Source organism: Paenarthrobacter nitroguajacolicus, from assembly GCF_031455195.1.
Lineage (GTDB): Bacteria > Actinomycetota > Actinomycetes > Actinomycetales > Micrococcaceae > Arthrobacter > Arthrobacter nitroguajacolicus_D.
The window spans coordinates 325,774-339,063 of the sequence record NZ_JAVDSH010000002.1 but is presented as its reverse complement, the minus strand read 5'-3'; the positions used below and the strand labels follow the sequence as shown (position 1 = coordinate 339,063).

Sequence of the window (13,290 nt, the reverse complement as noted above, 5' to 3'; positions counted from 1 at the left end):
GCAGCCCACGCTTTGGCAACCCACGCATTCACAGCCCACGCATAGCTTCGGCTGGTGCGCCGCACAGCAGGGCTCAGCAATGTTGGACCTGCGGCCCGCGCTTGAGCGGGCCGGACAATCTGCAGGTCCAGAGGAGAAACGTGAGCGTCCTTGCCCGAAGCGTAGGCAATGCCTTCCGCAACAAGATCAGAACGGCGGCGGTTGTTGCCGTCCTGGCCGTAGCCATCGGCTTGGCTTTGGCCATGCTCGTAGCCAACCAAGCCGTGGGCGCCAAGGTCCAGGAGCTCAACGCCTCCGTGGGCACCACCCTCACGGTCAACCCGGCGGGTGGCCAGGGCTTCGAAGGCGGCGGCGAACCACTCACGACGGCGGAAGCCCAGACGGCGGCCTCCGTCGCCAACGTGACATCAGTGGTGGGAACCAAGGCGCTGCGGCTCCAGACCGCGAGCACGACGACGGGAACCACCGGAGCGACCACCGGCACCACCCAGCAGGCCGGCCCGGGTGGCGGGTTTGGTCCGGGCGGGCAGCAGGCAACAGTGAGTACCAACCTGACGGCCGCCGTCGACGCCGGTACTTTGGGCAACCGCAACAATGCCAACGGCACTACCGGTACCACTACCCAGCCCACCCGTACCCTGCCCATTACGGCAACGGGTATCGGCGCCGAGGTGGACACCACCGGCAAGGCCCTGAACCTGACCAGCGGAACCGGCCTGGGCGACTACGACACAGCAGCAGCCAACGCACTGGTGGGCACCTCCCTGGCCCAGAAGAACAACCTCACCGTGGGCTCAACCTTCACTGTGCAGGACAAAACGTTCACCGTCGCTGGCATCTTCGACGCAGGCACCACGTTCGGCAACAACGCCGTCTACGTGACGCTGCCCGAAGCCCAGGCGCTGGCCGGAACCCCGGATGAACTCTCCACCATGATCGTCACGGTGAACAGCATGGAGAACGTGGACAGCACCAAGACCGCCGTCCAAAACGCGCTGGGCACGGACAAAGCAGACGTCACCCAGGGCCAACGCAACCTCGAAACAGCCGTCAGCTCCCTGGACAGCGTCAAGAACATCTCACTGATCGCCTTCATTGCCGCCCTGGCGACAGCTGGAATCATCATCCTGCTCATCATGGTGATGCTGGTCCGCGAGCGCAGCCGCGAAATCGGCGTCCTCAAGGCGATCGGCGCCCCGAACCGGACCATCGGCCTGCAGTTCGTACTGGAGTCCCTGGTGCTTGTGGCCCTTGGCAGCGTGGTGGGTGCCGTCATTGCTTCACTGGCCAGCGGCGGCATCGCTTCCGCGCTGATCAGTTCCAACACAACCACGACGGCCGCCACCACCACCCAGCGCGGCGGCGGGCTCGCCGGAGCCGTACCGAACGGTGCGGTGCCCGGTGGCGGCAACTTCCCCGGTGGAGGGTTCCCGGGCGGCGGGCAGGGAGGTCCGTTCGGCGGCGCATCCCAGTTGCTGACCTCCGTTACGGCAAGCGTCTCCCCCGGCGTCCTCGCTGCCGGCATCGCAGCGGTGTTCGCTGTAGCAATCATCGGCGCCCTGGTCCCTGCGCTGCTGACCGCCCGTATCCGTCCCATCGAAGTACTCCGAGGAGAATAGCCGTGATTGTAGTCAAGGATTTGGTCCGTCAGTTCAAGTCCGGCGACCGGACCATCAAGCCGGTCAACGGCGTGAGCTTCGAACTCGAAAAGGGTTCGCTTGCCTCCATCGTCGGCAAGAGCGGCAGCGGCAAGAGCACACTGTTGTCCCTCCTCGGCGCGTTGGACAAGCCCACTTCGGGAGACGTCGTCGTGGATGGCGTCAGCCTGGCGGGCCTACCGGACGGCAAGCTGACCGAGTACCGCCGCCGCGACATCGGTTTCGTCTTCCAGCAGTTCAACCTGATCCCCAACCTCAGTGCCGTGGACAATGTCATGCTGCCCATGGAGTTCGCCGGTGTCCGTAAGTCGGCCCGTTTGCAGCGGGCCAAGGAGCTGTTGGAGCAGGTTCAACTGGATCCGGAGAAGCAGTCGCGCAGAACCAACAGGCTTTCCGGCGGCGAGCAGCAGCGCGTGGCCATCGCACGGGCACTGGCCAACGAACCCAAGCTGATCCTCGCCGATGAGCCCACCGGAAACCTGGACGAACAAACGGGCGAGCACATCATCGAACTCCTCAGCTCACTGAGCCGCGACCACAACACCACCATCCTGGTGGTCACCCACGACCGCAGCCTGGCCCAGAAAACCGAACGCTGTTTCCGGCTTCAGCAGGGCCGGCTCACGGAGGAGGCTAGAAGCGGATCGCGTCGATGACCTTGACGCGCACCGCCACCAGGGCAGGAATTGCTCCGGCGAGTGCGCCCACAAGGACGGCGGCGCCGAACCCCAGCAGTGCTGCGTCAATGGGAAAGGCCGGATATTCGGTGAGTCCCGGTGCCACCTTCGATTCGATCCAAGGGTGTTTGACCACCGCGACGGCGAGCATCACTCCGGCGATCCCCGCAACAGCGGTGGCCACCACGGATTCCATCATGACGCCAACGAAGATGCGGCCCGATGTCGCTCCGAAGCTGCGCCGGATGCCGATTTCCCGCACCCGGTATCGAACGGTGACCATGGAGATGTTCAGCATGCCCACCGCGCCGAGCAGCAGCACCAGCCCGGCAACTCCGCCCACCACCAACTGCACGGGAGCCAGCGGGTCTCCCCAGGCCGCGTAGTCCACACGGTTGGCTTGGGCGTAGTAGCCGGGGAACTGTCCCTGGAGGTCGGCGGTGATTGCTGCCGTGAGGGCATCCGCCTGTTCCTCGCCCACCCACAGTTTGAACTCCGACATTTGCGGTTGCATCCCCGTCATGGCCGCGCCCTCGGTCAGGATGAACGCCGCAGGTGGCATGTCCGGATAGACGTCGGGCACCACTCCGATGATCACGGCCGTTGCCGGCTGGTCACCTGAAATGGTGACTGTGGGGTGGGTTGTCAGGTTGGGCCTGCCCGCTTGGTTGTAGAACGCTTCGGAAACCACGACGGCGGGGGCCAGCCTTTGGCCGTCATCGGCAGCGAACCAGCTCCCTTGCAGGAGCGGAACGCGGTGGATGGTGCCATAGCCGATGTCCACGATGGTCATGCTCACCGGGGTCACTCCGCGTGGAAACTGGAACCCGGCCTGGGTCTGGCCCATGTGGGTGGAGGTAGTGATGCCGTAGCGCTGCTGGATCCCCTGGTACACCTTCTCGATCTTTGCCGGGTCCGGCGGGGTGGGGCCGTTGACGCTGAGGGCCAGCGTGGCAACGCGTCCTCCGTTGCGCTCCGACTGCACTTTGTAGCCTTCGCGGGCCAGATTTCCCACCCCAACCACAGACGTCAGGGCAGCCACGGACAGGGCAACACCCATGAGTGCCAGAAGGATTCTTACCTTGTTGATCCGGAGTTCCTGCCACGCTTCAACCAACGTGGAGATGACGCCCGTCATGCGGACACCCCCGCTTCAGCGAGCGTGAGCGGGCTGAGAACCCCTGCATCCAGGCGGTAGCAAGCCCGGGCCAGCGCCGCCACGTTGGTGTCGTGGGTGATGGTGACCAGGGCCGCGGCGGTTTCCGTGGCGACGGTGTCCAGCAGCGCCATGACGGACTGGCCGGTCTCAACGTCCAGGGCACCCGTCGGCTCGTCGGCAAGGATGAGCCGGGGCCGGCGGACCAAGGCCCGAGCAATGGCAACGCGCTGCTGCTCACCGCCGGAGAGCATGTTGGGCATGGTGTTGGCCCGTGCCGCGAGGCCCACCCGGTCCAACATGTCCATGGCCAGTTCCCGTCGACGCCAGAACTCCCGGCCTTTGGCGTAAAACAGCGGCGTGATCACGTTGTCCAACGCGGTCCGCCCCGGCAGTAGGTTGAACTGCTGGAACACGAAACCTACGGTGGATCCCCGGAGGCGGGCCCGCGCGTTGTTGCCCAGCCGATCAGCGGGCTGGCCCAGGAACTCCAGCTCCCCCGACGTCGGAACGTCCAACAGGCCCAGAAGGTTGAGCAAGGTGGATTTGCCGCATCCTGAACGGCCCACGATCGCTGTGTGGTCTCCGCTGTGGACCTCCAAGTCGATGCCCTTGAGGATGTGAAGTTGTTGTTCATCCGGCAAGGTGACGGATCGGGTAACTGACCGGAGACTGACGAGTGTTTCCTTGAGTTGATCCATTGCTGCTAACCCGCAGGGGCGAAAGCAACCTGTCCGGGACCCATAGGCCCTTGGACAGCCGGTGCGCCGGGTACGAATTCAAGAACCTGCTCGCCTTCGGCCAGGCCCGAGGTCACTTCCACCACCGAGCCGTCATTTAGCCCCAATTGGACCGTGCGCTGTTCGGGTGCGGCACCCGCCCCACCCGGCCCTGCGATCCAGACGATCCCGTCCTTCACGCTCCCCTTGACCGAGGTCAACGGAACAGTGACCACATCCGGCGCGACGCCCGCGCTGACTGTCATAGTGGCTCCCAATCCGGGGAAGACTTGCTGGCCGGATGGGACGGCGCAGCTCAACGTTCCTGTCGGAGTGCCGCCCTCCTCGGGTTGGCTCGGCGCGCCCGGGCCGGCAACAGCCATGCCGACGCCCATTCCAGCACCTCCACCGTTGGCGACGGAACCGCCGGAGCCGGTGCCGCCGTCGTCGGACGCGTTGTTCTTGAGCTTCACTTCGGTGCACTGGAACGGCGCCGGGCCGCCCACCAAGGCGATTTCTGCCGGACCGGGCTTGCCGAGGAGCCGGTACTGCTGGGCAGCGGTAACTGAACCCGCCACGGTGTAGGTGCCGGGATCGATCTTGCCCACGGACTCGCCAACGGTCACTTGCTGGTCAATGAGCGTGGAGAGTGACTGCAGGGTTCCTGCGCTGGGAGCCAGGATGTCGAAGTAGTCGTAGACAGGCTTCGGCGGGGTGCCGTCCTTGGAAGGGGCGGCGTTGACGGCGCGCTCGGCCTTGACCTGGAACAGCGCGTCACCCTTGGCAACGGTGGCACCCTGATCAACGAAGACCTTGATGACTTTTCCGGCCGAGGTGCTGCGGACGGTGTCGGCTGCGTCGCTCTGGACGGTGCCCTTGATCTGTACGGTGTTAGTGACCGTGGCCCGCGTGGCCGGGACCACGGGAATGTCCACTTGGGCCAGCGGTGCCGGCTCCGATGCCGCTGACTCCATGCCATCAACAAAAGCGATCTTGACCAAAGCCACCGCGATAATCGCGAATACGGCCAACCAGGCAACCGGCAAAATGACGCGCCGAAAAATACCCATCCCTGCTCCATTTCGGTAACTCCCCACAGAACCTCTGCGAGGGATGATGGCCTAAGCCTAGGCGAGGAAATTCGCGTCGCCGGGCATTCGTGTGACTTGACAGAAGGCTTACCGTGTCGCGAACGTTCCGGGACCGAGCGGCCCGAAAGGGTGCGGCACCCCATCGGCTTGGCCGCCAACCCTTGCCCTAAATGAGAGGATGAAACGCATGACTCTCCCCATTGCCAGGCCGTGGCTGTTCGAGCAAACCAACCAGGATCCCCAGGCAGCTACAGGCCGTCCTTTGCGGTGGGGTGTGGTGTCCACGGGCAACATCGCCAACAGCGTGTCCCAGGACCTGGCGCTGCTGGAAGACGCTGAGCTCTACGCAGTAAGTTCACGGACCCAAGCGGCGGCGGATGCGTTCGCCGGTGCGCTCGGCTTTGCCAAGGGTTACGGTGACGACGGCGGTGTTCCCGGCTACCAGCGGTTGTTCGCCGACCCCGCAGTGGATGTGGTGTACATCGCCACTCCGCATGCCCAGCACTTCCAGATCGCCTCGGCCGCGCTCCGGGCCGGCAAACACGTCCTTTGCGAGAAGGCCCTGACCATCAACGCCCGCGAAGCGTCGGAACTGGTGAAGCTGGCCCGGGAAAATAACGTGTTCTTCATGGAGGCGGTCTGGAGCCGCTTCCTGCCGAGCATGCAACGCGCCTTCGAGATCGCCGCCTCGGGCGAGCTTGGGGATATCCAGTGGGTCAGCGCAGATCTTGGGTTCCCGGCACCCTACGATCCGACCGCCCGCATCTGGGCCCTCAACGATGGCGGCGGCGCGCTCCTGGACATCACCGTCTACCCCCTGCTCTGGGCACTTGGAACGCTGGGCTTCCCGCAGTCAGTCACCGCGGTCGGGTCGCTGAACGAGGATGGCGTGGACACCCAGAACGCCCTGACGCTCGGGTACGCCGACGGTGCGCAGGCCCAACTGACGTCGTCCCTGATGGCCCACGGGCCCCGCACCGCCACAGTTGCCGGCGGATTGGGCTTCCTGCAGACCGTCGGTTCGGTGAATAACCCGCGTGAACTGCTCATCAGGGTCGGCTGGGACGAACCGCGGCACGAGCACTTTGATGTAGTGGGCATCGGCTACACGTACGAGCTCCGCGAAGTGACGCGATGCGTGCAGCAGGGCCTCACGGAAAGCCCTGTCATGCCGCTGGAAGACTCGGTCAACGTGATGCGCCTTTTCGACGGGGTGCGCTCACAGCTGGGCATCCGGTATCCGAACGACGCACGGTGACTGCCCGCGCGAGGGGCTGCCGCCGTCGTGATTTAACCCAGTTACGTTAACGACTCCGCACCGGCTGACGGGCTAATTTACGGTCCAGGGAGAGCGCGCCGGGACCCAGGAACACGAACGCCACCGAGATCGCGAAATAGACGATCAGGAGTTCCGCCGTCACGCCGGACGCGTCGGTCAGCAGCGGTTTGCCCGCCTCCGTCACGAACCAGATCGACGCGAAAAGGATCGCTGCGAGGAACCCGGCCACCCGGGTCAGCGCACCCAGGACCAGCAGCGTGCCAAGGCCGAGTTCGCCGGCGATGACCAACCAGGCGATGAGCTCGGGCTTCTGGACACCCATGGCGGCAACGGACGCGGCGAAAGCTGCGTGTCCGGCCATGAGCTTCTGGAGGCCGTGGACCACCATGAGCGCACCAAACACCACGCGCAGGATGGTGACGCCGCGGGAGGATGACTGGGGAGAGGGGTGAAGGAATTTCACGGTCCCAATCTTCCATGTCCTCGGCCCGGGCGCCAACCAGGACAGTCGCGCGCTGCTCCCCTCCCCTGACATCCCGCGGTCCTCGACCCAACTGAGTATCAGCAAACGCTCCAATGAGCCCTCATTGCGACGTTTGCTGCTACTCAGTTGGGTGAGTGGGGGCAGAATGGGAGGTGGCCCTGTTCGGGGTTGTTTACGGCGCGGACATTGTGGATGGAGCAGGCATGGAAGTTGATGTTGTAGTTGTTGGCGGAGGAGCCATGGGATCGGCTGCCGCGTGGCAACTCGCCCGGTCGGGTCGCTCGGTGGTCCTGCTGGAGCAGTTCGAGGCCGGCCACCACATCGGCGCGTCACACGGCGCAACCCGCAACTTCAACACCGCCTACTCCGAAGCCGACTACCTCGACCTCCTGGCAGAGTCCAAAACCCTCTGGGACGAGCTCGCCGCTGAGCACGGAGCGCCGCTCCTGGACATGGTGGGGCTTGCGAACCACGGCAACATCCCCCGTTTGAAACAAGTCCGCGAAGCCCACCAGGAACGCGGCATCGAGAGCTATTTCATTTCCGCGGACGACGCCGCCAACCGCTGGCAAGGCATGAACTTCGCCACCGACGTCCTTTTCGTACCCGGGTCGGGGCGGATACGCTCCGCCGATGCTTTGGTGGCGCTGCGGCAATCCGCCGAGGCGCACGGCGCCGTCTTCAAATACTCGACGCCGGTCCGGGACATCCGCGTGGACGGCGCCGAATCGGTGGTTGTGGTGACAGAGGACACCGAATACAGGGCCAACCGCGTGGTGGTCACAGCCGGGGCATGGACCCCCAAGGTCCTTAAGGACCACGCCAAACTCCCTGCCCTGGTGGTCACGCAGGAGCAACCCGCCCACTTCACCCCGACGGACAACACCCTGGTCTGGCCCAGCTTCAACCACAACCCGGACCCGGATCCCAACAACGAGCTCTACGAATACTGGTTCAGCCCCGTGTACGGCATGCTCACCCCAGGCGAGGGCGTTAAGGCCGGCTGGCATGGTGTCGGGCCTGTCATGGACCCCGATGAGCGCACGTTCGAGCCCATCCCCCAGCAGCTCGAAGCCTTGGTGCGCTACGCAGAAGAGTGGCTTCCCGGCGTCGACCCTTCCACCGCGGTTCCCATCAGCTGCACGTACACCACCACCCCCACCGAAGACTTCGTGCTGGACCGCTTCGGTCCGCTGGTGGTGGGCGCCGGCTTCTCGGGTCACGGCTTCAAGTTCACGCCGGCTATTGGCCGGGTGTTGAAGGACATCGTCGACGGCGGCACGGCACCGGAGCGGTTCCGCGCGGACCGCTGAATCACCGCTTAAGAGCAACTGGCCCGCAGGCAATGCCTGCGGGCCAGTTTCGCTTTGCGGAGACTACTTCTTCAGGTCAGCAAGGACCTTGTTGAACGTAGCCGACGGGCGCATGATCTCAGCCGCCTTGGCGGCGTCCGGACGGTAGTAGCCACCCAGGTCGACGGCGGGACCCTGGACTGCAGCGAGCTCGCCGACGATTGCCTCTTCGTTGGAGGTCAGGGCTTCAGCGATTGCTGCGAAGTCCTTGGCCAACTCGGCATCTTCGGTCTGCTTGGCCAGTTCCTGGGCCCAGTACGTGGCCAGGTAGAAGTGGCTTCCACGGTTGTCCAGCTCGCCGACGCTGCGGCGCGGGGACTTGTTCTCCAGCAGGAACGTGCCCGTGGCCCGGTCCAGCGTGTCGGCAAGGACCTGTGCACGGGCGTTGCCGGTGGTGGTGGCAAGGTGCTCGAAGCTGACGGCCAAGGCAAGGAACTCGCCCAGGCTGTCCCAGCGGAGGTGGTTTTCCTTGATCAGCTGCTGGACGTGCTTGGGAGCGGAGCCACCGGCGCCGGTCTCGAACAGGCCGCCACCGTTGATCAGCGGAACGATGGAGAGCATCTTGGCGCTGGTGCCGAGCTCAAGGATCGGGAACAGGTCCGTGAGGTAGTCGCGGAGGACGTTACCGGTGACGGAGATGGTGTCCTCACCCTTGCGGATGCGCTCCAGGGTGAAGGCCGTGGCCTCAACCGGGGAGAGGATCTTGATTTCCAGGCCCTCGGTGTCGTGGTCCTTGAGGTACTCGTTGACCTTGGCGATCAGGTTGGCGTCGTGCGCGCGGGTCTCATCCAGCCAGAACACGGCCGGGGTCTGGGAGGCGCGGGCACGGGTGACGGCCAGCTTGACCCAGTCGCGGACCGGGATGTCCTTGGTCTGGCATGCACGCCAGATGTCGCCCGGGAAGACCTGGTGCTCGGTGAGGACCGTGCCCTTGCTGTCGACGAGCTGGACGGTGCCGGCCGCCTGGATCTCGAAGGTCTTGTCGTGGCTGCCGTATTCTTCGGCTGCCTGCGCCATGAGGCCCACGTTGGGAACGGTGCCCATGGTGGTGGGATCGAACGCACCGTTGGCGCGGCAGTCGTCCAGGACAACCTGGTAGATGCCGGCGTAGGAGCTGTCCGGGATAACCGCCAAGGTGTCAGCTTCCTTGCCGTCCGGGCCCCACATGTGGCCCGAGGAACGGATCATGGCCGGCATAGAGGCGTCAACGATGATGTCCGACGGGACGTGCAGGCTGGTGATGCCCTTGTCGGAATCGACCATGGCCAGTGCGGGACCGTCTTCGAGGCCCTTGGTAATGGCTGCCTTGACGCCTTCACGGACGTCCTCCGGCAGGTCATCCAAGCCGCTAAGGATGGCAGCGAGTCCATTGTTCGGGCTGATGCCTGCGGCTGCGAGCTGCTTGCCGTAAGTGTCGAACAGCTCAGAGAAGTAGGCCTTGACCACGTGGCCGAAGATGATGGGGTCCGAGACCTTCATCATGGTGGCCTTCAGGTGTGCGGAGAAGAGGACGCCCTCTTCCTTGGCGCGGGCAACCTGTGCCTTCAGGAACTCATCCAGGGCGTCGGCGCGCAGGACGGTTGCGTCCACAACTTCGCCGGCCAGGACGGGGAAGTCCTTCTTGAGGACCTTGGTGGTGCCGTCTTCGCGGACCAGCTGGATGCTCAGGGAGTCGTCGTTCTTGAGGACAACGGACTTCTCGTTGGAGCGGAAGTCGTTCTCGCCCATGGTGGCAACGTTGGTCTTGGAATCGGGGGACCAGGCACCCATGGAGTGCGGGTTCTGGCGGGCGTAGTTCTTGACCGACAGAGGTGCGCGGCGGTCAGAGTTGCCTTCACGCAGCACCGGGTTGACGGCGGAGCCCTTGATCTTGTCGTAGCGCGAGCGGATGTCCGTCTCGGTGTCCGATGAGGGGTTGTCCGGGTAGTCCGGGAGGGCGTAGCCCTGGGCCTGGAGCTCGGCGATGGCAGCCTTGAGCTGCGGCACGGAGGCGCTGATGTTGGGCAGCTTGATGATGTTGGCTTCCGGCTGCTTTGCCAGTTCGCCAAGTTCAGCCAGGGCGTTGCCCGTTCGCTGCTCCTCGGTCAGGAAATCACCGAAGACGGCAATGATGCGGCCGGCCAGCGAAATGTCGCGGGTCTCCACCTCTACACCTGCGGTTGAGGCATACGCTTCCACAATCGGCAGGAATGAGTAGGTTGCCAGCATCGGCGCTTCGTCTGTGTGGGTATAGATAATCTTGGCCATTGGCGGGGTTCTCCCTGAAAGTCTGCAGATTTCAACATCTCCTAACTTACCCGAGTGGGCCGTTTTGGCGGCTCTTCGTGTCCGGGATCACTCCCTTGGTTACCGGCCGGGAAAACGATTTACGCCGGGCGGTGACCTGCCCGCCGCCGCTGCGCACCGCCGTCGGGTCCTGGTTGCGGCCGGTTGGTTACTGTGAACAAATGTCCGATTCGAGGCGCGTCGGCATCCGTTTTCACCGCCAAACCGCACATAGTGGAACCATGTCCCGCCGTTTCCGACGTCCGGTTCCGACTGCCCTCATGGCCGGAATCTTTCTTTTCCTGACCGCCTGCTCCGTCCCGGCACCGTCCCCGCCACCCAAGGAGACCATCCCGCATGACGCCGATACCGGCCAGACGTTGGCCGAAGCCCGAGAGGCCATCGAGGCTGTTCCGGGGATCTCGGTGACCGGCTTCGCCGGAGGAGGTCCGCCAAACGTGAAGGGCAACACCGGATACTCCGTCCAGTTAGACATCGACCCCGGTTACACCGTTCTTTACGGCGATTTGCTGGTCGATTACGTCGTCCGGAACGTTTGGTCTGTAGGCGAGGGTTACATGCCCAACACCCAGATTCAGATCAGTGCCCGAACCGCCGACGGGGAGCCGTTCTTCGACCTCTCTACTGCAGGCGTGGGATCAGCCTGGATGGGCGGGCAGCCCTCGGCTCCTTCGCAGCACAACACCATCATCATCCCGCTCAGCACCGACGATCCCGAGGGCACGCGCAATCTCTCCCTGCTCTCACGGGACGGTTCATGGCCTGGCGTCACACCCAAGCCCCTCCCTGACAGAGTCACGGTCAAAGACCACTGATAGTGACCCCCGGATAACCCTCAACAACAGGAAAACCATGCGTGCAGATCGTTCCACCCTTGGCTTCTTCGCAGTTGCCGCGACACTCACTCTCGGCCTCGCATCCTGCGCCGCTGGGGCCAACCAAGATGATCTCCAATCCGCCCTCGCGGACAGCCGGACCCTGCTCGAAGGAGCTTCCTTGGCTGGCGCTCCTTCTCCGAAAATGCCCGCCCTCGCCGCAGAAGAGTGCGATGGACCGAACGGCGGAAGCCGCCAGGCCACTGAATGGTCGGGCCACATCGCTGACGGCTTTGCGTCCGAGGTCAGCAAAGGGCTCGCAGACACCATCACAGCCCACGGATTCCCGGTAACGCGCGAGTCCTCTGAAGCCGGTGATGCAGATTGGGCGTCATCCAGGACCTTTGAGTCCGGCGGCATCCGCGTCGAAACCGACCTTCGGATGACAGATGGTGCGGCTACCTTCACCCTGACCGCTGCCACCGGCTGCCGCTGACCGTCGGCACCTCTTTCGCGCCAGGGTGCGCGGCGGCCACCACGGGCTGCACCTTCTCACGCCCGGCTGCGCGGCGCACGCCACAAGGACGTCGCCACTTGACCCAGAAGTGACAGCAAATTATCACAAACTCTGAAACATCTCTTTACAAAATTGTCATACGCGCGATACCTTCGATTCCGTCAGTCGGCGGTCGCCATCACTGGCCGCCTCACTCCCTCGATAGGTAGGAACAACGTGACGAAAACCAAGACCCTGGCCACAAGCCTGCTGAGTCTGTCTGCTGCCGCGATCCTGGCGCTGGTTGGAACCACCAGTGCAAACGCGGCACCGGTCAACACCACAGACTCCAGCGGCGCTGCGGTCAGCAGCCATGCAGCGTCCGACGCGGGTGCTGCAGACTACTGGACGCCGGAACGCATGAAGAACGCCAAGTCCGGCGACATCCTTGGCGCAAAAGCACTCGAACGCGGCAAGCTCCTGAACCTTGGCAAAGCCCCGGTCACCGAAGCCCCGGGCGCAGTGAGCAGCATTCCCGGGCAGGCAGCGGCCACCGACTCCAAGGCCATCAACCTGAAGGTCAACCAGAGCGAAACGCCGGTCAAGCACATCGGCAAGATCTTCTTTACACTGGGCGGCTCCAACTACGTCTGTTCCGGCAACTCCGTCACCGCAGCCAACAAGAGCACCGTCTCTACCGCCGGCCACTGCGTCAACGAAGGGCCCGGCGCTTATGCCACCAACTTTGTCTTCGTACCGGCATACCTCAACGGTGCAGCACCATACGGGAAGTGGACGGCAAAGGCGCTGTACTCCCCCACCCAGTGGGCCTCCAACGGCAACATGCAGTACGACACCGCGTTCGCCGTCATGAACACCCTCAACGGCCAGAAGCTCGCCGACGTTGTGGGCTCCTCCGGCGTCCAGTTCAATGCCGCACGCGGCCTGAGCTACAAGTCCTTCGGCTACCCGGCCGCCTCCCCGTTCAACGGCGAATCGCTCAAGAGCTGCTCCGGCACCGCAACCAACGACCCCTACAACCCGCAGTTCAACAGCCAGGGAATTCCCTGCAACATGACCGGCGGCTCCTCGGGCGGTCCTTGGTTCATCGGCAACAGCTCCTCCGGCTACCAGAACTCCGTGAACAGCTACGGCTACGGCAGCAACTCCACCACCATGTACGGCCCGTACTGGGGCACCGTGATCCAGTCCACCTACAACACCGCGGCGGCTTCGTAGCCTAATTAGCAAGTCCCTGTTAAATACGACGGCGGCCG

General features: G+C 64.2%; 12 protein-coding genes. 7 read left to right on the top strand and 5 right to left on the bottom strand.

Annotated elements, in window-relative coordinates; genetic code table 11:
* The first annotated feature begins 140 nt into the window (after nucleotides 1-140).
* Nucleotides 141-1,619 carry an ABC transporter permease gene (locus J2Y68_RS05355; RefSeq protein WP_309990695.1) on the top strand — a complete coding sequence of 493 codons (1,479 nt, stop codon included), beginning with the start codon at nucleotides 141-143 and terminating at the stop codon, nucleotides 1,617-1,619.
* Nucleotides 1,620-1,621: 2 nt separating this feature from the next.
* Nucleotides 1,622-2,314 carry an ABC transporter ATP-binding protein gene (locus tag J2Y68_RS05350; RefSeq protein ID WP_309990690.1) on the top strand — a complete coding sequence of 231 codons (693 nt, stop codon included), beginning with the start codon at nucleotides 1,622-1,624 and terminating at the stop codon, nucleotides 2,312-2,314.
* On the opposite strand, the gene J2Y68_RS05345 is transcribed toward J2Y68_RS05350, so the two are convergent.
* From J2Y68_RS05345 to J2Y68_RS05335, 3 genes are read right to left on the bottom strand one after another with little or no spacing between them, the layout of a single operon-like run.
* The gene (locus J2Y68_RS05345; RefSeq protein WP_309990688.1) at nucleotides 2,292-3,473 is read right to left on the bottom strand and encodes an ABC transporter permease; all 1,182 of its coding nucleotides are present in this window, start codon (nucleotides 3,471-3,473) and stop codon (nucleotides 2,292-2,294) included. The genes J2Y68_RS05350 and J2Y68_RS05345 overlap by 23 nt on opposite strands.
* On the bottom strand, nucleotides 3,470-4,192 hold the full coding sequence (locus tag J2Y68_RS05340) for an ABC transporter ATP-binding protein (protein ID WP_309990686.1): 723 nt from the start codon (nucleotides 4,190-4,192) through the stop codon (nucleotides 3,470-3,472). The genes J2Y68_RS05345 and J2Y68_RS05340 overlap by 4 nt, the downstream gene beginning before the upstream one ends.
* Nucleotides 4,193-4,197: 5 nt before the next feature.
* Nucleotides 4,198-5,280, bottom strand: coding sequence for an efflux RND transporter periplasmic adaptor subunit (locus J2Y68_RS05335; RefSeq protein ID WP_309990683.1), 1,083 nt, complete (start codon nucleotides 5,278-5,280; stop codon nucleotides 4,198-4,200).
* 208 nt (nucleotides 5,281-5,488) lie between these two features.
* On the opposite strand from J2Y68_RS05335, the gene J2Y68_RS05330 reads away from it, so the two are divergent.
* Nucleotides 5,489-6,559 (top strand): Gfo/Idh/MocA family protein, encoded by a 1,071-nt coding sequence (locus tag J2Y68_RS05330; RefSeq protein ID WP_309990680.1) that lies wholly within the window; start codon nucleotides 5,489-5,491, stop codon nucleotides 6,557-6,559.
* Between the two features lie 46 nt (nucleotides 6,560-6,605).
* Here J2Y68_RS05330 and J2Y68_RS05325 read toward each other — a convergent pair whose 3' ends face one another.
* A complete protein-coding gene (locus J2Y68_RS05325; protein WP_309990677.1) occupies nucleotides 6,606-7,043 on the bottom strand; it encodes a DoxX family protein in 438 nt (145 codons plus the stop codon).
* A 224-nt stretch (nucleotides 7,044-7,267) separates the two neighbouring features.
* Between J2Y68_RS05325 and J2Y68_RS05320 the strand changes: the two genes are divergently transcribed.
* Nucleotides 7,268-8,377, top strand: a complete 1,110-nt coding sequence (locus J2Y68_RS05320) for an FAD-dependent oxidoreductase (protein WP_309991628.1) — start codon at nucleotides 7,268-7,270, stop codon at nucleotides 8,375-8,377.
* A gap of 63 nt (nucleotides 8,378-8,440) precedes the next feature.
* Here the strand turns inward: J2Y68_RS05320 and J2Y68_RS05315 are convergent, their stop codons facing one another.
* A complete protein-coding gene (locus J2Y68_RS05315) occupies nucleotides 8,441-10,663 on the bottom strand; it encodes an NADP-dependent isocitrate dehydrogenase (RefSeq protein WP_309990674.1) in 2,223 nt (740 codons plus the stop codon).
* A 260-nt stretch (nucleotides 10,664-10,923) separates the two neighbouring features.
* Between J2Y68_RS05315 and J2Y68_RS05310 the strand changes: the two genes are divergently transcribed.
* The 3 genes from J2Y68_RS05310 (at nucleotide 10,924) to J2Y68_RS05300 (ending at nucleotide 13,252) form a co-directional block, all read left to right on the top strand.
* Nucleotides 10,924-11,517: a hypothetical protein gene (locus J2Y68_RS05310; RefSeq protein WP_309990671.1), complete on the top strand. Its 594-nt coding sequence runs from the start codon at nucleotides 10,924-10,926 to the stop codon at nucleotides 11,515-11,517.
* 37 nt (nucleotides 11,518-11,554) lie between these two features.
* Nucleotides 11,555-12,013, top strand: coding sequence for a hypothetical protein (locus tag J2Y68_RS05305; protein ID WP_309990668.1), 459 nt, complete (start codon nucleotides 11,555-11,557; stop codon nucleotides 12,011-12,013).
* A 132-nt stretch (nucleotides 12,014-12,145) separates the two neighbouring features.
* The gene (locus J2Y68_RS05300; RefSeq protein WP_397334702.1) at nucleotides 12,146-13,252 is read left to right on the top strand and encodes a trypsin-like serine peptidase; all 1,107 of its coding nucleotides are present in this window, start codon (nucleotides 12,146-12,148) and stop codon (nucleotides 13,250-13,252) included.
* Nucleotides 13,253-13,290: the final 38 nt, after the last annotated feature.